The organism is Streptomyces sp. NEAU-174, from assembly GCF_052665095.1.
On sequence record NZ_JBQTCE010000004.1, the window covers coordinates 180,572 to 198,647 of the forward strand.

At 73.2% G+C, this 18,076-nt stretch carries 12 protein-coding genes; 3 read left to right on the forward strand and 9 right to left on the reverse strand.

Going from position 1 to position 18,076, the window contains the following annotated elements:
• Nucleotides 1-26: 26 nt before the first annotated feature.
• The 3 genes from ACT2CW_RS13745 to ACT2CW_RS13755 all read right to left on the reverse strand — a co-directional run bounded on the left by ACT2CW_RS13745 (nucleotide 27) and on the right by ACT2CW_RS13755 (nucleotide 3,789).
• A complete protein-coding gene (locus ACT2CW_RS13745) occupies nucleotides 27-1,604 on the reverse strand; it encodes a class I adenylate-forming enzyme family protein (RefSeq protein ID WP_445516750.1) in 1,578 nt (525 codons plus the stop codon).
• A 191-nt stretch (nucleotides 1,605-1,795) separates the two neighbouring features.
• A complete protein-coding gene (locus ACT2CW_RS13750) occupies nucleotides 1,796-2,401 on the reverse strand; it encodes a GOLPH3/VPS74 family protein (protein ID WP_445516751.1) in 606 nt (201 codons plus the stop codon).
• A 95-nt stretch (nucleotides 2,402-2,496) separates the two neighbouring features.
• The gene (locus ACT2CW_RS13755; protein WP_445516752.1) at nucleotides 2,497-3,789 is read right to left on the reverse strand and encodes a LuxR C-terminal-related transcriptional regulator; all 1,293 of its coding nucleotides are present in this window, start codon (nucleotides 3,787-3,789) and stop codon (nucleotides 2,497-2,499) included.
• A 156-nt stretch (nucleotides 3,790-3,945) separates the two neighbouring features.
• Here ACT2CW_RS13755 and ACT2CW_RS13760 point away from each other — a divergent pair, with 156 nt between their 5' ends.
• Entirely contained in the window at nucleotides 3,946-4,854 is a 909-nt protein-coding gene (locus tag ACT2CW_RS13760; RefSeq protein WP_445516753.1) for an NADP-dependent oxidoreductase, read from the forward strand.
• A gap of 43 nt (nucleotides 4,855-4,897) precedes the next feature.
• Here the strand turns inward: ACT2CW_RS13760 and ACT2CW_RS13765 are convergent, their stop codons facing one another.
• The 6 genes from ACT2CW_RS13765 to ACT2CW_RS13790 all read right to left on the reverse strand — a co-directional run bounded on the left by ACT2CW_RS13765 (nucleotide 4,898) and on the right by ACT2CW_RS13790 (nucleotide 15,338).
• Nucleotides 4,898-6,364: a glycoside hydrolase family 76 protein gene (locus ACT2CW_RS13765; protein WP_445516754.1), complete on the reverse strand. Its 1,467-nt coding sequence runs from the start codon at nucleotides 6,362-6,364 to the stop codon at nucleotides 4,898-4,900.
• Between the two features lie 18 nt (nucleotides 6,365-6,382).
• Entirely contained in the window at nucleotides 6,383-7,591 is a 1,209-nt protein-coding gene (locus ACT2CW_RS13770) for a glycoside hydrolase family 64 protein (RefSeq protein WP_164426932.1), read from the reverse strand.
• Nucleotides 7,592-7,735: 144 nt separating this feature from the next.
• The gene (locus tag ACT2CW_RS13775; RefSeq protein ID WP_445516755.1) at nucleotides 7,736-10,573 is read right to left on the reverse strand and encodes a BTAD domain-containing putative transcriptional regulator; all 2,838 of its coding nucleotides are present in this window, start codon (nucleotides 10,571-10,573) and stop codon (nucleotides 7,736-7,738) included.
• 177 nt (nucleotides 10,574-10,750) lie between these two features.
• The gene (locus ACT2CW_RS13780; RefSeq protein WP_445516756.1) at nucleotides 10,751-11,596 is read right to left on the reverse strand and encodes an AfsR/SARP family transcriptional regulator; all 846 of its coding nucleotides are present in this window, start codon (nucleotides 11,594-11,596) and stop codon (nucleotides 10,751-10,753) included.
• Nucleotides 11,593-14,898, reverse strand: a complete 3,306-nt coding sequence (locus ACT2CW_RS13785; protein WP_445516757.1) for a type 2 lanthipeptide synthetase LanM family protein — start codon at nucleotides 14,896-14,898, stop codon at nucleotides 11,593-11,595. The genes ACT2CW_RS13780 and ACT2CW_RS13785 overlap by 4 nt, the downstream gene beginning before the upstream one ends.
• 224 nt (nucleotides 14,899-15,122) lie before the next feature.
• Nucleotides 15,123-15,338, reverse strand: coding sequence for a mersacidin/lichenicidin family type 2 lantibiotic (locus tag ACT2CW_RS13790; protein ID WP_037960079.1), 216 nt, complete (start codon nucleotides 15,336-15,338; stop codon nucleotides 15,123-15,125).
• Between the two features lie 252 nt (nucleotides 15,339-15,590).
• On the opposite strand from ACT2CW_RS13790, the gene ACT2CW_RS13795 reads away from it, so the two are divergent.
• Both ACT2CW_RS13795 and ACT2CW_RS13800 read left to right on the forward strand, forming a co-directional pair.
• Nucleotides 15,591-17,756 carry a peptidase domain-containing ABC transporter gene (locus ACT2CW_RS13795; protein WP_445516758.1) on the forward strand — a complete coding sequence of 722 codons (2,166 nt, stop codon included), beginning with the start codon at nucleotides 15,591-15,593 and terminating at the stop codon, nucleotides 17,754-17,756.
• 82 nt (nucleotides 17,757-17,838) lie between these two features.
• A complete protein-coding gene (locus tag ACT2CW_RS13800) occupies nucleotides 17,839-18,009 on the forward strand; it encodes a hypothetical protein (protein ID WP_164426786.1) in 171 nt (56 codons plus the stop codon).
• The last annotated feature ends 67 nt before the right edge of the window (nucleotides 18,010-18,076 follow it).

Sequence of the window (18,076 nt, forward strand, 5' to 3'; positions counted from 1 at the left end):
CCGGGCGACGCCACACCGTCACGCCGTCACGCCGTCTCCAGCGGCCCGGTGATCCGCGACAGCAGCGCCCGCTTGTCCGGCTTCTCGCTCGGCCCCACCGGCACCTCGGTCACGACGGTGACGGTGGCGGGGACACTCGCCTCCCCCAACTCCGCCGCGACGGACGCGCGCACGGCGTCGAGGTCCGGTTCACGGCCCTCGGCCGGAACGACGAAGGCGTGCGCGGCCTCGCCGGTGCGCTCGTCGGGCGCGCCCACCACATACGCCTGGTCGACATCGGGATGGGCCGCCAGCGCGCGTTCGATCGCCCCGGCGTAGTGCACGATCGCGTTGATGATGACCACGTCCCGGGCGCGCCCGGTGAGCCGCAGAAACCCCTGGTCGTCCAGGTGGCCGACGTCACGGGTGCGCACCCACCCGGCCCGCAGCACCTCCCGGGTCCGCTCCTCGTCCTTCCAGTAGCCCGCCATCGCCGAGTCGGTGCGCACCCATATCTCGCCGGTGGTCCCGGCGGGCACCGGCCGCCCCTCCGGGTCGCGGACGTCCATCTCCACCCCGGACCACGCTCGGCCCACCGAGTCGTACACCTGGTCCGGAAACTCGGCCATCTCGTCCGGGGTGAGCAGAGTGAGCATGCCGGTCTCCGTCTGCCCGTAGCCCTGGTGGACCACCGGGCCGAGCAGCCGGGCCGCCTCCGCGAGCCGGTGCGGGGCGAGTGGGGACCCGGCCACCAGCAGCACCCGGAGGCTGGAGGTGTCCACGCGCCCCGTGCGCAGCACGTCCAGCACCTGGTGCAGCCGGGGCACGGTCATCAGACACGCGGTGATCCGGTGGCGCTCGAAGACCTGGGGGAAGGCGAACGGTGGTTCGGGGATGACGGCGGTGCCGCCACCCATCAGGCAGACCCCGAGATGCTCGAAGATCACCGCGCTGCTCAGGGTGCCGAAGAGCAGATACCGCTCGTAGCCCGCCGCGAGCCGCGCGGTCCGCTCGGGCCAACGGGCGGGCTGCCACGCCCAGTTGAGGGCGATCGAACGGTAGCTGTGCGCACAGCCCTTGGGGCGTCCGGTGCTGCCGCTGGTCAGCGTCACCAGGGCGATGTCATCGGGGCGGCCCTGGGCGGTCAGCTCTCCCGTGGCCTTGGGGTGGGCGTCCAGGAGGTCCGGGCCCAGCCGCAACACGGTCATCCCGCCCGCCGCGTCCAGCAGTTCGGGGGTGGCACCGGTCTCGTCGGCCACCAGGACGTCGATTCCGTCGGAAAGGACGTACACCAGATGGGCCGGGGTCATGCCGGGCCGCAGCCCCGTCACCCGGCAGCCCAGCGCGTAGGCCGCCACCAGCAGCGCGAAACCCTCGGGCGTCACATCGGTGGCCACCGCCACCGAACGGCCCGGGCCGAGTCCGGCCGCCCGCAGCCCGTCCGCGCACCGGCCGATCAGCTCCAGCACCTCGCCGCGCGAGAGGCCGCGCGAGCGGTGTTCGAAGGCGGGCGGCTCCGGCCGCGCACGGAAGGCGTCGATGAGGGCCTGGGGGAAGGGAGCCGTGATGGGCTCGGCGTCGCGGCGGGGGGATCTGTGGCCGGACGCTCCGGCTAACGTGTCCATGTGCGTCTCCGTTCGGGGGTGGTGCCCAATGGGACGTGGTGGATCACCCGACACGATACGGCGACACGGCCCGCCCGCGGCCACGGACGCGGATCATGGGCGGCGCCGCGCTGCCCACAACCGCACCTCACCACCCCCGGCGGCACCGCGCCGTTCGGCGGCGTCCGCCGCTCCCCCTCACGGTCACGCGGTCATTGGCCGCGCCAGATGTTGTCGTAGGCCGCTTCCTCGATGGCCCGCCGCTGCCGCTCGGCCTCCAGCTCCATCACGGCGTCGTTGACGGCGGCGAGCACGGTCACGGTCGCGTCGCCGACCGCGGCCGCGGCGTCTTCCGCGGGCTCCTCACGGATGCCGATGGCCGCCGCGAGGGTGGCGAGGACGGGCTCGTCCGAGGCCCAGCGGTCCGTCGCGTGGCGGCGGCCGGGCGAGTCGACCGGCACCGCCTGACCGGCGCGGAGCGGCAGCCAGCCGTGGCGCCGCCGGGTGATCTGTCCGGCCTCCTCCAGGGCGTCCAGATAGGCGGCGGACAGGCCACGGCCCCGGCGCCACAGCCAGTCGCCGACCGGTTCGTGGGGCGGCTGACGGACGAAGGACGCCGCGGCCTCGTCCAGCAGGCGATCCCCGGTCGGCGGGCAGAGTCCCGGCACGATCCGCTCGTCCTCGATCGTGACCGCTTCGGTGCCGACGAGGTCGATCAGCTCGGCTCCCGCGAGCGCGAGCGACAGGTCGCCCCGCTCCAGGGGTCGGATGGGCGCCACGTCCAGAGTGACGATCAGCAGGTCCCGCGGTGTGGTCATCAAACGCTCCGCTCGCCGTTCCTCGCCAACGATACGTTCCGAAGCGTAAGGCTGTCCGCCGACGTGGCTGCCGGGTACGCCATGTCGGCGGCCGCTCAGGAGCCGGTGGCCCCCCAGGTGTGGGCCAGCGCGGCCGCCTCGCCGCGCGAGGTGACACCCAGCTTCTCCAGGATGTTCGCCACGTGGAACTTCACCGTCGACTCGCTGATGTGGAGCTCCTGGGCGATCTGCCGGTTGCGCCGCCCGCGGGCCAGCTGCTCCAGCACCTCCAGCTCGCGCGCCCCCAGGACGTCCAGCGGATCTTCGCGGGCCGGCTGCGGCGGGCCAAGCGGCACGGTGGCCGTCACCGTGGTGCCCCACTCCGGGACCGCGTCCACGTCCAGCCGTCCGCCCAGCACGGCCAGCCGCTCGCCGACTCGGCGGGCGTCCAGGGCGGTCCGCCTCAGGACGCCGGGGCCGTCGTCCCGTACGGTGGCGCGCAGCTCGCCCTCGCCGACCTTCCAGCCGATGTGCACGCGGCGCACCGGGCGCGGCGCGCCGTCCTGACCCGGTCCCTGCTCGTTCAGCATGGCGTGCACCACGGCCCGCACCACCGCGCGCGCCGTATTGGCCACGTCGGCGGCGAGCAGCCGGTCCGCGCCCTCCTCGGTGCCGGGCGGGCCGAGGTCCAGCCGTACGGACAGGCCGCGCAGCTCGGGGCGGAGCGATTCGGCGAGCCGGGCGAAGGCGTCACCGGCCGGCTCCTCCACCAGCGCCTGATCGCGGTCGGTCCGGGCGCGCAGTTCGGCCAGGGCGCCGACGGCGAGGTCCACCGCGCGGGCCCGCGCGGTCCGGTCGTCCAGATCGCGGCCGCGCAACACGCCGAGCAGGGCGGACAGGGCGGCGCCGTGGGCGTCGACGAGCTCGGCGATGGCCGTGGCCCGCGCCGCGGCCGCGGCCCGCGACTGGCCCAGCGCCCCGGGCACCGCCTCCGCCGCCATCCGGTCGCGGTGCGCGGTCACCAGGTCCCACAGGGCGCGGGCGGCCGCCAGGGCCCCGGCCGGGACGGGGGTCTCCTCGGTCCGTACGAGGGCGAGCAGCGCGCCCCGCGCGGTGGCGTCGCTGTACACGGCGAGCACGGGCACCTCGGCCCCGGCCAGCCACGCCCGGCCCTGCCAGGTTCCCTCGGCGCGCGCCATTGGGACGAGGGCGGCCATCTCGGCGGTGGTGATGGCGGTTCCGGGGTCGCCGGGCGGGTCGCCATGGGTCTTGAACGGTGAGTGCGGGCAGTTGCCGGAGAGCTCGGCCACCGCGCGGTGCGCGATCGTCTCGGAGAGCGCGGCGGACACGCGCGGCAGGATCTCGCCCAGGGGCGCCCGGATCACATCGACTGCGGCCGTGAGGTCCATGTCCGTCAGCGTAACGGGCCCCTCCCGCGGCCCCGGCCGTTCCTCCGGCCAGGTGGAACTGGCCGAAGGGACGGTCGGGCCGGGGCATGCCCCGGCCGAGGATGGCGTTGTCGCTACAAACGTGCCCCCTCGACAGGGCTGACGGGAGTGAGAGTGATGAAGGCGATCGTCTACGAGGAGTACGGCGGCCCCGAGGTGCTGCGGCTGAAGGAGATCGAGGAGCCCCATCCGGGTCCGGGGCAGGTGCGGCTGAAGGTCATGGCCGCCGCCGTGAACCCCCTCGACTACAAGATTCGCAGAGGCTGGATGCCGCAGATGGGCCCCGCCTCGTTCCCGGCGATCCCGGGTGGGGAGGCGGCCGGGGTCGTCGACGAGGTCGGTGAAGGGGTCACCGCTGTGTCGGTGGGCGATGAGGTGCTGGGCTGGACGGACACCGGGGCCTACGCCCCGTACGCGCTGGCCACGGATGTCGCCCCCAAGCCGGCCGGACTCGACTGGGAGACGGCCGCGGCGCTGCCGGTGGCCACCGAGACCTCGGCCCGCGTCCTGGACCTGCTGGGGCTGAAGGAGGGCGAGACCCTGCTGCTGCACGGGGCCGCCGGTGCGGTCGGCGGGGTCGGTGTCCAGCTCGCGGTGGCCCGGGGCGCCACCGTCATCGGCACCGCGTCGCCCGCCAACCACGACTATCTGCGCTCGCTCGGCGCGATCCCGGTGGCCTATGGCGAGGGCCTGGCCGACCGGGTGCGCGCCGTGGCGCCGAAGGGTGTCGACGCCGTCTACGACGCGGCCGGCCAGGGCGCCCTGCCCGTGTCGATCGAGCTGCGGGGCGGCACGACCGACCGCGTCGTCACCATCGCGGACCCCGCGGCAGCCGAACTCGGTGTCACCTTCTCCGCGGGCGGCGGCGGCCGCTCCATGGAGGCCATCGCCGACTACGCCCGGCTCGCCGCGGAGGGCCGGCTGCGGGTGCCCGTGGTACGGAGCTTCCCGCTCGCCGACGCCGCCGCGGCCCATGAGCAGAGCGAGACCGGCCACAGCCGCGGCAAGCTCATCCTGCGGCCCTGATGAGCGCTGCCGCGGCCGCTGGCGTGGCCTGCGGGGCCGTGGCCTAGGAGGCCGCGTTCATCAGGTCCAGTGCGCTGTGCTGTCGTGCCGCGTCGGTCTTGTCCAGCGGTCCTGACCAGCGCAGTCCGTACTGGTCCAGGGCGTTGCGGTCGGCGGCGTAGGCGCGGTCCGCCTGCCGTTTGAGGTAGCCCGTGTAGGGGTGGTCGGGCAGGGCCGCGTTCAGCTTGGCCAGCCCCCGCACATGGGCACCCTTGAACGACGGGCCGTCGGCACCGCAGTCACCGGTCTCGCAGGGGTCCCTGAGGATGCCGTCGGCCGTGTTGAGCTGGGACGACGTGGTGGCGGCCGTGCCGATGCGACGGGCCGCGTCGAGCACCGAACCGTCACCGGTCGCCCGGTGCAGCTCGGTCAGGCCGCCGAGCAGCACACCCTGGTTGTAGGACCAGACCGCGCTGCCGTTGTTCTTGCAGGTGCCCAGGTCGATGCCGTCGTTGACCAGGTTCGAGGCGTTCACCATGCCGGTGCCCTGGAACCAGGTCCACTCCGCCTTCGCCCGCTGGAGATAGGCGGTGTCGCCGGGGATCCGGTTGTGCAGGGCGGCGTTCAGCTGGAGGTAGAGGGAGTTGGCGATCGCGTTCTTGTACGTCTTCGCCGTGCTCCACCACACACCGCCGCCACAGGTGGAGTCCCAGTAGGAGGCCATGTAGTCGGCGTCGGCGCGGGCGGTGGCCAGATAGCGGGAGTCCCCGGTGAGGTCGTAGGCGGCCACCCAGGCCAGACCCCACCAGCCGGTGTCGTCGATGTAGTCGTTGCGGAACTGCCCGCCCTGGGCGCCGAGGTTGAGGTCGTAGGTGCGGGCGATCGCGTACTCATAGCTGCGCATGCCCGTGACGCGGATGTTGTCGATGACGGCCGTGAGGGCGTTGGCCGAGTTCCACCAGCCGGTGGTGGAGAACAGCCCGGTCGCGTTCGAGTAGAACGCCATCTGGGCGGTGGCGGCGGCCGTGCGGCGGTCCCATGCGTTCCAGGTCGTACGGGCCCAGGGGGTACAGGCGATGTCGGCGCGGTCACCGGCCTTGCCACAGGCCCGCAGCGCGCCGACGCCCTGGGCGCCCCAGTCGTCCACGTTGTACATCAGGGTGCGCCAGCCGCGCTGTCCGGCGGGGATGGCGGTGTTGCCGAGGCGGCTGCCCGAGGACCAGGTCCGGCCGCCGTCGAACGAGCGGTCCAGCCACACCTCGTCACCGGGGCTGCCGTTGTCGATGGAGGCCCAGCCCATCGCGTCGGTGTCGTCGAAGTGCAGGGCGATGGAGCGGGAGAAGACGGTGGCCGTGACGGGGGTGCGGCTCTGCGGGGCGAGCGCCGGATCGCGGGCGTCGCAGTACTTGTTGCACACGGTGGCGGACGGCGCCGCCTCGGCCGTGGCCGGGGAGAGTTGTGGGGCCAGCAGGGCGAGCGCTCCGGTGGCGAGGGCGGCCAGGCGGGTGCGCAGCGGTCTCTTGCGTCTCATGCCGTGCCTCCTCCCGGCCTAGTTGAAGGGGTCCAGGGTGATGGACGCCTGCTGCGGATTGCCGTCGTGGACGAGCGACTCGTGCTGGCCGACGTCGTCGAAGGCGAAGGCGTACGCCTTTCCGTCGGCCATCTGGCCGTGGATGACGCGGGCGTAGTGGTTGGTCACGCCGTCCTTGTAGAACCCGGCGTCACCGGTGTCCGGCTGGTTGGGGTTGGTGAGCAGGGTCGTGCGGTTGTAGCCCGCGCACAGGGTCCGCGAAATGGGGCCGCGGACCTGGTCGTTGGGTGCGTCGAGGCGCTTGTAGCAGCCGAAGACGGAGTCGGAGTCCGGCTTCTGGAAGCTGGTGACCACGGCTCCCGAACCATTGGTGAAGTTCATGACGTCACCGGAGACCCGCCCGAAGTACTTGACGCTCGGCCGGTCGGCGAAGGGCGTGACCGTGAGGGTGGTGCCGGCGTACTTCTGCCACACCCGGTTGATGTAGTCGTCCATCGCGTTCGCGGGCAGGGCGCCCGCCTCGATGCCGTGTCCCGGCGACAAGGCCCGCAGCACGGTGCCGTCCGGGCGGGTCTGGATGAGCTTGCTCCAGCCGCCGCCCTGTGCGCGCAGTGCGTTGAGCACGCCGTTGTAGCCGCCGGGCTTGAGGTGCCCGGTGGTCTTCGTACTGCCGTCGGCACCCTGCACCCCCACCGCGTACGGCGCGGAGAACATGTCGACCTGGGTGCTGTTGATGTAGAGCCCGGAGTCGTCGAGGGTGAACTCGCTCCAGTTGAACAGGATGTTCCGGTTGGGGTCCGAGGGGTTCTGCACGGCGGGCTGCACCAGGCCGCCGGTGGTGAGCCTGAAGTCGATCTTCTGGCCGTAGGAGAAGTAGACCCGGCCGGAGAGCTTGGGGATGCGGATCGTCATGGACTGGCCGCCCGCCGGTCCGGCGATCGAGGCGTCGGGCGCCGGGGTGGGCGGGTTGCCGCCGGCGGGCCAGGGGTGGAAGGTCCCGGAGGCGTCGGCCCAGCCCTGCTGCCCGGTCGAGAGCAGGGTGCCGAGCGTATAGACGTAGATCTTGTCGCCGCGCCCGGAGTTGTTGGTGAACTTCAGCGGGATCGTGTTCGGCACGGCCGGCCGGGCGGACGCCTCGGGGGCCAGTGCGGTCATGCCCAGGGCCAGGAGTAAGGCCGACGCCCAGCAGGGCAGGGTCCGGAATCGGGTGGAGACGCGTCTGGACATACGTCACCTCTCGCGCGGCCGCGCGGGGCCGCGTCAGCGGGGGGAATGGGGCGCTCATGAAGCGCGGGTGGGGGGTGCCGGAAGTGCAGAGACATCATGGCAGCGAACATGACACTGGTCTAGACATACTCACGTATGCCGACATCAGCGCAGGGCCGGATGCGGAGCCCTGAGGTCCGCGGAGCCCGCCGGGTCGAGATCGTCCCGCTTGGTACGGAGCTCGTCGGTGTCCGGATGGCCGATCTCGAGGGCGATCTCCAGGGCCTGGGCGCGGGCCGCCCGGGCGGCGTCCAGGTCGCCCGCGGCCAGGTGGGTGTCGCCGAGGTGGTTCAGGATCTCGGTCTCGTTGTACCGGTCGCCGAAGCCACGCACCAGGTGCAGGGCCCGGGCGTAGCACGTCACGGCGGCGGGGTACTCGGCCAGGTGGTGATGGGCGTAGCCGAGGCTGTCCCACGCCCCGGCCTCGGCATGCCGGTCCTCGATCTCCTGGTTCACGGACACCGCCTGGGCGCAGTAGTCCAGCGTCCGCCGGTAGTCGCCCAGTACGGCGTGCACCCACCCGACGTTGTTCAGCGCCAGGGCCTCCCCGGCCCGGTGCCCCGCCTGCCGATAGAGCGTCAGGGCACGTTCGTTGTGGCCGAGCGCGTCCCGGTGGCCGCCCAGCCGGCCGCAGATCCCTCCCAGGCCACGGTGGACATGTGCCTGACGGACGGGATCGTCCAGCCGCTCGTAGAGGTCGAGGGCGTGCCGGAAGTGGCGGTGTCCCTCGTCGAGGCGGCCCATCTGGGTGAGGCAGTTGCCCAGGCCGCGGTGGGCGCCGGCCTGCCACGCCGGATCGCCGAGCCGCCGGGCCGCGCCGAGGGCGATGCGCTGGACGGCGGCCCAGTCGTGCCAGTGCCCGCGGTAGTCGAAATAGGCCTCCAGGTTCCTGGCCAGCAGCCAGGCGCCCGCGTCGAGATCGGCGCCGGTGGCCAGGTCGACCACGCCCAGCAGTACGGCGTGCTCCGCGGTGAACCAGCCGAGCGCCGCGGCCTGGTCCGTCATTTCCTGCGGGCAGGCACCCGGCACGGCGGGGGGCAGGGGGACGCGGTCCCGGTGCGGGTCCAGCAGCCCGGCCGCGCGATCGGCGGTGTGCACATAGTGCTCGACGACCCGGCGCCGCGCATCCCCGCGATCGGCCTCGGAGTCCTCCGCGCGGGCCAGTTCGGCCGCGTAGGCGCGGAGCAGGTCGTGCAGCGTGTACCGGCCGGGCGTGACCTCCCCGACCAGGTGCACCCGGGCCAGCTCGGCCAGCAGGGGGCGCACCCGGGAAACCGGGAGACCGGCCAGGCCCGCCATGGCCGGGAGGGAGATGTCCGGTCCGGGGTGGAGGCCGAGCAGCCGGAACAGCCGTGCGGCGTCCGTGCCGAGCGCGTGATACGACCAGGAGAACACCGCCCGTACATCGGTCGCGGTGTCGCCGCCGCTGAAGACGTCCAGGCCGACCTGGGTGTCGTGGAGCTCCGCGGCGAGCGTCCGCAGCGGAAACCGCGGGGTCACCGCGACCCTCGCGGCCACGACCGCCAGCGCCAGCGGCAGCCCCGCGCAGGCGGCGGCGATCGCGTCGAACGCCTTCGGATCGTCCGTCCGCCGGACCCGCCTCAGGTGCCGCTCCAGAAGCAGCCGCGCCTCGCCGTCGGTGAGCGGGTCCACCGCGCACGGACGTGCCCCGTTGGCGGCGACCAGTCCGGTGAGGCGGTCACGGCTGGTCACCAGCACCACACAGCCGCCCGCGCCGGGCAGCAGCGGCCGCACCTGGTCGGCGTCGCGGGCGTTGTCCAGCATGATCAGCATCCGGCGGTCGGCGATCAGCGACCGGTACAGCCCGGCCTGCGCCTCCGGATCGGCGGGCATCTCCTGCGGATCCACGCCCAGGGCGCCGAGGAAGCCGCGTACGGCCGCCGCCGCGGGCACGGGACCTGCGGCGGGAGCGAATCCGCGCAGGTTCACATACAGCTGCCCGTCCGGGAAGCGCGGCAGGTTGCGATGGGCCCAGCGCAGCGCCAGCCAGGTCTTGCCCACCCCGCCGACACCGCTGATCGCCGCGATGTCGAGCGCGCCCTCGCCGTCGGCGGTCTCGCACAGCTCGTCCAGCGCGGCGAGTTCCCGCTCGCGGCCGACGAACGTGACCGGCGGCGCGGGGAGTTGCTGAGGCACCGGCCGCGGTCGCCGTCGGGGCGTCACGGGCGCCGTGACCGGGGCGAGGTCGAGCGCCGGATCCGCGGTGAGGATCCGCTGGCGCAGCAGCACCAGCGGCGGGCTGGGGTCGAGCCCCGTCTCCTCGGCCAGCCGGCGCCGGAGGCGCTCATAGTGCTCCAGCGCCTCGGTCTGGCGCCCGCACCGGTACAGGGCCAGCATCAGCTGTCCGGCCACCCGCTCGTCCAGCGGATGCGCCTCGGCGCGGGCGGCCAGCTCGGGCAGGGCCCGGCCGTGCTGCCCCAGCCGCAACCGCACGTCCATCAGGTCCAGTTGCCCGGTGAACCGCTCGGCCTCGAGCACCGAGCGCTGGGCGTTGAACCAGGGCGTGTCCGCCCCTGCGAACGCCTCACCCCGCCACAGCCCCAGGGCGGTCTCCCACAGCGCCGCCGACTCCTCCGCGCCGCCGGTCGCACGGGCCCGGCGGGCCGTCTCGCGGAACCGGAGCACATCCACCGCGTCGGGCTCCGCCGCCAGCCGGTAGCCGCCCTGCTCGCGCACCAGCTCCGCTCCCGTGCCCGCCAGCGCCTGCCGTAACCGGGACACATACGCGTACAGCGCCTCCCGGCCGCGCCGGGGCACCCCCGCCCCCCACACCCGGTCCACCAGCGGCCCCGTGGGCACCACCCGCCCCGCGTCGACGGCCAGCGCCGCGAGCACCAGCCGCTGCCGTGCGTGCCCCACGTCCACCGGCGTCCCGTCCCGCCACACCGTTATGGCACCGAGCACGCCGAATCGCGCCCCCATGCGTTTTCCCCCGTTGTGTCGTAGCCCCCGCGCCGACCACCTGTTGATGACAGTCGGCGCAATACCGAGTCAACAACTCCCCAAGGTACGGGGAGGACTTCCCGGTATGGAAGGGACATCACGACGGAGAACGGGAGCCGGACGCGGGGGGGACCCGCTATCGCCCGGGCGCGCCCTTCAGACGCCCCGGGCGGCCGGCGGCGCGCCGATCGCCTTCGACACCAGCGCCGGCAGATCCGTGAGGGAGTCCCGGATGATCGCCTGCTCCATGGCGAGGACGTCCGCTCCCGGCCTGATGCCCAGCTCCTCGGCCAGTACGTGCCGCAGCTGCCGGGCCGCGCCGAGCGCGTCGGCGCGGCGGCCGGTCAGACACAGCGCGATCATGAGCTGATGGCGGAAGGTCTCGCGCAGCGGGTGGGCCGCGACCAGGATCTCCAGTTCGGGTACGACGTCATGGGCGTGTCCCTGGTGCACTTCGGCCCACACCCATGCCTCGGTGGCCGAGAGCCGCGCCTCCTCCAGCCGTACGAGTTCGGCCGTGATCGCGGGGAGGTCCGGCACATCGGCGAGCAGGGGCCCGCGCCACATGTCCAGGGCCCGCCGCAGCCCCTCCGCCGCCTGCCCGGTCCGCCCTTCGGCCAGGGCCTCGCGCGCCACCCTCGCGAGCGCCGTGAAGCGGTCGGCGTCCAGCTCACCGGGGTCCACCGCCAGCCGGTAGCCCGGCGGGCTGGTGAGCAGTCGGCTGCCGCCCCGCACCGCCGGGCATCGCTCCGGCGGGGGCGCGGGAAGTACGCGCCTGAGCCGGTGGACGTACTGCTGGACCAGCTTGGGGGCGGACTTCGGCGCCCCGCCCGGCCAGAGCTGCTCCAGCAGTTCCCCGGCCGGCACCGTACGGCCCGCGTTGACGAGCAGTGCGGCCAGCAGCGCACGGCACTTGGCCTGGCCGACCATGTGGAAGGCGCCGTCCGGTCCCCGGAGCTCCAGTGGCCCGAGGATGCGGTAGCGCACCGGGACCGGGGTCATCGGCGTCCACCGTGACGGCGCCCGTCGCGTCCGCCGTCGGCTCCGGGGGCGGCGAGGGTGAGGACGTCGGGCACCCGGTCCGGTGCGGCCACGCGCAGCAGTCCGTATCCGATTCCGGCCGATCCGGTCATCAGTCCGGGGGTGGTCACTCCCATCGGGACGCCGGGACGGACGTCCCCGGCCAGCACCCGGTCGGCCACCAGGCGCGCCACGCGGGGGCCGAGGTCGTCGGTCTCCCCCAGCGCGGGACCGGCCGCGAGCAGCGCCGCCACCAGCCCCAGATCCCCGTGGCACAGCGAGTCGTTGCCGAGTCCCGTGTGGACGCCGTCTCGCAGCAGGTCGCCGCGTACGGTGCCGGCCGCGACGCGCAGGTCCTCCGCGAGGAGCTCATGGGTGTCGGCGAGCCCCTCGACGCCGAGCAGCGCCGCCCGGACCAGCCCGATACCGGCGGCACCGTGACACCAGGCGTCCATGAAGGATCCCCGCGGCACGATGCTGCGCAGATCCGGCCAGTTGCCGCGGCCGGGGTCCAGACCGTGGCGTTCGAACCGGAGCGCCTCCTCGCACAGCCGGTAGTGGTGGTCCTCGCCGGTCAGCTCAGCCGCGCGGGCCAGGGCGAGGGCGAAGCCGCTCGCCCCGTGGGACATGCCCAGCAGCGGCCGGTCGGGGTCGACCGCCGTCCGCCAGGCCACTCCGCCGGTCACCTCGGTCGCCGCCTTGGCGAGGGTGGCGGCGGCGAGCCGCAGCGCGTCCGCGGTGCGCTCGTCCGGACGCGTCCGGTGGAGCGCGGCCAGGGCCAGCGCCGCCCCGGCCGTGCCCTGGACCACATCGAGTTCCCGGTCGCCCGCGAACCGCCCGGCCAGCTCGGGAACCAGCGCGGTGGCCGCGTCGAGCAGTTCGGGCGTGTCCCACAGGGCGGCCAGATGGGTGAGCGTGTAGACGGCGCCGCCCAGTTCGCCGAATCCCCCGATGCTCAAGCTGAACCGAACGTGACGGCCACGGTCGGGGCTGGTCAGTGAGTCCGCGAGCGATTGCGCGATGCGTTCGGCCACCTCCCGGTACCGCTGGTCCCCCGTCATCGAGCCGAGGTGCGCGAGGAACAGCGCGATACCGCTCACCCCGTCATAGAGGCTGATCCCGGCGGGTCCGGCGCGCCAGTAGCGCTCCCCCACGACATTGAGCGACAGCCAGTGCGGTGGCTGGTCGTCGGTGCCGTGCACCGCGGTGTCGAGCAGCTCGTCCGCGAGGACGGTCGCGGCCCGCAGGGCGAGCCGGATGTCGAGGGGGCGGTCGGGAAGCTCCCGCGGCAGGGGGGCGGTCCGCGTCCGGGTGCCGAAGGTGAGGCCCGTCAGCGACGCGTCGATGCACCACTTCTGGCGGCGCAGATCGACCGGGCCCATGCGGCGGATCTTGGCGCGCACCGCCGCCATCCCGGAGGTGGCCAGGAAGTCGCGGACGACAACACCGTCCGCGTCGCACAGGTCGGTGGCGGACGGCGTGGTGTGGTAGGTCGGCACATCGAGCCGGGCCAACTGGCGCTGCTCGCTGGTCAGCAGCTCGATCCTGCCCTCGACGCCCCGATGCCCGCCCGCGAGGCCGGCTTCGAGCACATACTCCCAGTCCAGCGAGTCGCGCAGAACGTCCGGGTGCATCGACTCGGCGAGGATACGGCTGTAGACCGAGGTCGGCCGGGGCACATGGCGCACGGCGTCCTCGGCGAAGGCGGCGATCGGGCCGTCCTCGGCGAGCAGTTCCTCCCGCTCCCGTTCGATGAGCCCGTAGGCGGACTCGAAGCCCTCCGCCAGGGATCGGCGGTACCGCAGCGGATCGACGGACGTTCCGCCCACGGAGGCCCGGTTGTCCGCGCCGGCGATGGGCATGCGCTCGCGCACCAGCCTCATCTCGTCGGTGCCCTGGCCGGCGTAGGTCGGCAGCACGCTCGGTGAGAGCTGGCCGCCGCCGCCCGCGAGCCCGCTGATCTCCGCGTCCCGCCAGCCCGAGTCGTCCACCTCGATGATCCGCTCCGGCAGCAGCCCGATGCCCAGGACGGAGTCGTTGAGGACATCGGGCACCGCGCCGGCGATCCGCAGGACGGGGTCGGGCACCGCTCGGGACCGCCCGAGGAAGGTGGCCTCCAGGTCGACGAAGACGGGGTGCTCCCCCGCCGCGATCAGGTTTTGCAGATGCAGATCCGCGCCGCAGATGGCGTGGAACACGGCCAGATGGGCGCCTTGGCGCCAGAAGAACCGGTCGGCCTCGGCCTCGTCGGCGCACGTCCCGGAGGCCACGTGCTCCACCCATCCGTACCCGGGCCGGGGCAGCACCTCCACGGTGCGCAGCGGATGGCGCAGCCCCCGGTCGTTGAGCCGGGCGAGCAGGTCGTTGAAGTGGCGCTCGACGGCGACCGACCGCGGTTTGTAGACCAGCTTCGTGCCGTCGGAGAGGGTGAACAGCGCGACCGACCGGCCGCCGTTGTGGGTATCACCGGCGCCGAAGCCGATGTCCGTCACATCGCCGAGACCACGCCAGGAGCCGCCGAACACCGCGCGCAGCCGGGGCAGATCGGCCAGGAAGCGCTCGGCGAACTCCTGCCTCACATCGATCCAGTGCCGCAGCGAGGCCACCAGTTCACGGGCCAGCACGGGGTATTCGGACAGGATCTCCAGCGCCCGCCCCGGGGTGCGGACCGTGGCCATGAACGAGGCGAACCGCTCCTCGGGGGTGTCACCGGCCAGCTCCCCGGTCACCCTGGCCACGTTGAGCTCCAGCACCAGGACACGGGACACCATGCCGGAGATCGTTTCCAGGGGCGGGAGGAGGAGGGGATGGTCCGGAGGCAGCCCGGGCACCCGGCGCCGTAGTTCCCCCCGGGCCCAGCGCAGCAGCGGGAGGGCCAGTTCGGCCGGGCCGAGCCCGGGGCGGTGGGCGTGGTCATGGCCGGGACCGTGGGTGGCCGCGTGGACATGGCCCCGGACGTCGTCGCCGCCGCCATCTCCATCGCTGTAGCCGTCATCGCCGTCGCCGTCGGAGGTGTGGTGACGCCAGGCCTCGGCGATCACCTTCAGCCACTCCGGTGCGGGCAGCCGCCCGGCGAGCGACTCCACGGGCTCGCCCAGCAGGGTGATCAGCTCCTCCTCGGTGACCCCGGTGGCCGTCCAGCGCTCCAGCGGATCCACGCCGGTGGCGGGCCTTCCGGCGGAGAAGAGGATGCCGCCGCGCCACAGCTCCAGGCGGCGCAACCCGTGCGCACGCTGCTCGGCGGTGACCGCCGGAGCGCCCGGCCGCCGGTCGTGCAGAGGCACGCCTCGCCACCACGTCGTCGAGTTCAGGATGTCCTGCTGCCGATTCCTCACTTCTCCCCCTCTTGATGGCCCTGTCTCTAAGGCCCTGTCTCTTTTGATGGCCCCGTCGCCCTCCGCGGCCCTGTCGCCGTGGAGACGGCCCGGTCGCGATCCGATCCGGCGCGGGCCCCGTGGGGCCCGCGCCGGAATGGCTCATGGGTCACCGCGTCCGAGGACGCGCCGGGTCAGCCGCAGAGCCAGTCACAGGTGAAGCAGGTGCGGCAGGTCTTGTGACCGCATGTCACCCAGGTGTCGGTGAGCCCCCCGCCCACGACGCTGTCCAGCCGCTGGTCGGTCAGCTCGATGGCACCCGCCGGGTGGGCGGGCAGCGCGCTGAGCTCCTCGGAGCTCAGTCCGGCGCGGAAGACCGGGTCCTTCCATGCCTTGGTGGTCCGGTTCATGGTTCCTCCGTTCGACGTGCTCTCATCGGTTCGTTCATGGACGTCACTCCGGTCGGCCCGGTGTGACACGGCCCAAACTGGGTGAGCGAGTTGGCCGGGAACCTTGCGAAAACCTTGTGCCGCCGCGCGTGGCGGTGCCATCCGCGCCGGTCAGCGGCGAACTGAACCGGCGATGAACCGGGACCGAACCGGGGCCGAACCGATGTGCCGCACGCTGCTGCGCCAGGGAACACGGCGCGGGAGGAGACACATATGGGCGGCAGGCAGGCGGGGGCGCGGGTGCCGTTCGTGGCCCAGATGAGCGAGGTCGAGTGCGGTCCGGCCTGTCTGGCCATGGTGCTCGGGGCGCACCGCCACAGGGTCCCCCTGCGGGAGTTGCGCGCGGAGTTCGGGGTGAGCCGCGACGGCGCGAGCGCCCGCCGGATCCTGGAGGTCGCGCGCGCCCACGGGCTCGAGGCCCGGGGGCTGAAGGTCCCGCCGGACGCACTCGGCGCGGTGCGCAAGCCCGCCATCGCCCACTGGGACGACCACCACTTCGTGGTGGTGGAAGGTGTCGGGCGCAAGGGGGTACGCGTGCTCGACCCCGGCGAGGGACGCGCCACCGTCTCCCCTGCGGAGTTCCGCGCCCGGAGCTCGGGCACCCTGCTGGAGTTCGCCCCCGGCTCCTCGTTCACCGAGCGGCGCGGGCCACGGGATTCCTGGCCGCTGCGGCTGGTGCGCGACATGACGCGGATGGCACCGCGGTGGGCCGCCCTCGCGGTGCTGCTCTCCGGGATGGTGCAGCTACTCGCCCTGGGGTCGGCGTTCCTCACCAAGTACGGCATCGACACGCTCATCGGTGAACGGGCCGGGACGCTCTCGGGTCTCTCCCTGGCCATCGCCGGTTTCGTATCGGTGTACGCGCTGATCGGACTGGGGCGGGCCGGCGCCCTGCTGGTACTCCAGCACCGGCTGGACGGCGCGCTCGGTGACCGGTTTATGACCCATCTGTTCCGTCTGCCGTTCGGCTATTTCCAGGCCCGGAGCAGCGGGGATCTGCTGGCCCGGCTCAACAGCAACACGGTGATCAGGGATCTGCTGACCTCCCGCATGGTCACCTTGGTCATCGACAGTGTCTTCGTGGTCGGCTATCTGGTGCTGCTGTGCGCCGTCAGCCCCTGGTACGCGCTCCTGGCGGCGGGGCTGGGCGCGGCGCAGATCGCCATCGTGCTGGCCACCCTGCGGCCGGCCAACGCCCTGGCGAAACGGGAGCTGAGCGCCGAGGCCGCCACCCAGTCGGTGGCGGTGGACGCTTTGCGGGGCGCGGAGTTCGTGAAGAGCGCGGGGCTGGTCGGCACGGTGCTCGACCGTTGGCGCGGGTCGCTGGGCGACTATCTGCGGGCGGCGCTCCGCCGACGCCGCCTGGACGCCCTCACCGACTCCCTCACCCTGCTGCTGCAAGTGGCCTCCCCGCTGGTGTTGTTGCTGCTGGGCGTCGCACAGGTGCGCTCGGGTGCGCTGACCATCGGCTCGATGATCGCGCTCAACGCGATCGCGGCCGGGCTGCTCACCCCGATCGCCGGGCTGGCCACCAGCGCGCGCTACCTCCAGACCATCGGTGCCCATCTGGAGCGGGTGCACGATGTGCTGGACGAGCGTCCGGAGGTCCGAAGGCCGGGTATCACCGCCCCCGCCACGGTGCGGGGCGAGATCGAGCTGCGCGGAGTGGGCTTCCGCTACGGGCAGGGGCCGTGGATCCTGCGCGACCTGACCCTGCGCGTCCCCGCGGGCGCGAAACTCGCCGTCGTCGGGGCCAGCGGCTCCGGGAAGACGACGATGATCCGCCTGCTCGCCGGGCTGTTGCGGCCGACCGAGGGCACGGTGCTGCTCGATGGGCGGGCCATCGAGGAGTACGACGCGGACAGTCTGCGCCGCCGCTTCGGCATCGTCACACAGGAACCCCATGTCTTCGGCGGCACCATCGGATCGAATCTGCGGCTCGGCCGGGGCGACCTGCCCGACGAGGCCCTCTTCGAGGCACTCGGCCGGGCCGGGCTGCTCCCCGATGTGCGGCGGATGCCCATGGGGCTGGAGACGCATGTGGCGGAGGGCGGGAGCGCGCTCTCGGGGGGCCAGCGGCAGCGTCTGGCGATCGCCCGCGCGCTGCTGGCCGACCCCGCGCTGCTGGTGCTGGACGAGGCCACGAGTCATCTGGACGCCGTGACCGAGGCGGAGGTGGCCGGTGAGCTGTCCGCGCTGGGCTGTACCAGGATCGTCGTCGCGCACCGGATCAGCACGATCATGGACGCGGACGAGATCGTCGTCCTGGACGACGGCCGTTTCACGGAGCGGGGCGGCCACGACGACCTGATGCTCGCCGGGGGCCGGTACGCCGCGCTGGTGCACCGGCAGCTCCCGGCCTCTCTCCGGCCCTCATGATCGCCAACCGCGCCGACGTGGGCTTTCGGGCGTAAAATGGGCCGCGTCCGCACCAGGAGGGCACGAGGAGCGGAGGCATCAGATGACCGAGGCAGCCCCCTCCCACATCGAACGCAAACGGGAAACCGACCACCCGGACGTGCCGTGGACGACCCCCTCGCAGGCCGAGGGCGAGCGCGACGACGAGATGGACACCGGCCACCCCGACGTACAGAGGACGACTCCCTCACAGGCCGAAGGGGAACGGGACTGAGCGCTCCGCGGGAAGTGCCACGGGATGCCGTCGTGCGTCTGCGGCCGCAGCGTGGCTGGTCGCCCAC

What these genes read in the sequence shown, in the direction of transcription:
- ACT2CW_RS13745 (WP_445516750.1), bottom strand. Translation starts at nt 1,604, where the DNA reads ATGGACACGTTAGCCGGAGCGTCCGGCCACAGATCCCCCCGCCGCGAC.
- ACT2CW_RS13755 (WP_445516752.1), bottom strand. Translation starts at nt 3,789, where the DNA reads ATGGACCTCACGGCCGCAGTCGATGTGATCCGGGCGCCCCTGGGCGAG.
- ACT2CW_RS13780 (WP_445516756.1), bottom strand. Translation starts at nt 11,596, where the DNA reads ATGACCCCGGTCCCGGTGCGCTACCGCATCCTCGGGCCACTGGAGCTC.
- ACT2CW_RS13800 (WP_164426786.1), top strand. Translation starts at nt 17,839, where the DNA reads ATGACCGAGGCAGCCCCCTCCCACATCGAACGCAAACGGGAAACCGAC.
- ACT2CW_RS13760 (WP_445516753.1), top strand. Translation starts at nt 3,946, where the DNA reads ATGAAGGCGATCGTCTACGAGGAGTACGGCGGCCCCGAGGTGCTGCGG.
- ACT2CW_RS13750 (WP_445516751.1), bottom strand. Translation starts at nt 2,401, where the DNA reads ATGACCACACCGCGGGACCTGCTGATCGTCACTCTGGACGTGGCGCCC.
- ACT2CW_RS13775 (WP_445516755.1), bottom strand. Translation starts at nt 10,573, where the DNA reads ATGGGGGCGCGATTCGGCGTGCTCGGTGCCATAACGGTGTGGCGGGAC.
- ACT2CW_RS13770 (WP_164426932.1), bottom strand. Translation starts at nt 7,591, where the DNA reads ATGTCCAGACGCGTCTCCACCCGATTCCGGACCCTGCCCTGCTGGGCG.
- ACT2CW_RS13765 (WP_445516754.1), bottom strand. Translation starts at nt 6,364, where the DNA reads ATGAGACGCAAGAGACCGCTGCGCACCCGCCTGGCCGCCCTCGCCACC.
- ACT2CW_RS13790 (WP_037960079.1), bottom strand. Translation starts at nt 15,338, where the DNA reads ATGAACCGGACCACCAAGGCATGGAAGGACCCGGTCTTCCGCGCCGGA.
- ACT2CW_RS13795 (WP_445516758.1), top strand. Translation starts at nt 15,591, where the DNA reads ATGGGCGGCAGGCAGGCGGGGGCGCGGGTGCCGTTCGTGGCCCAGATG.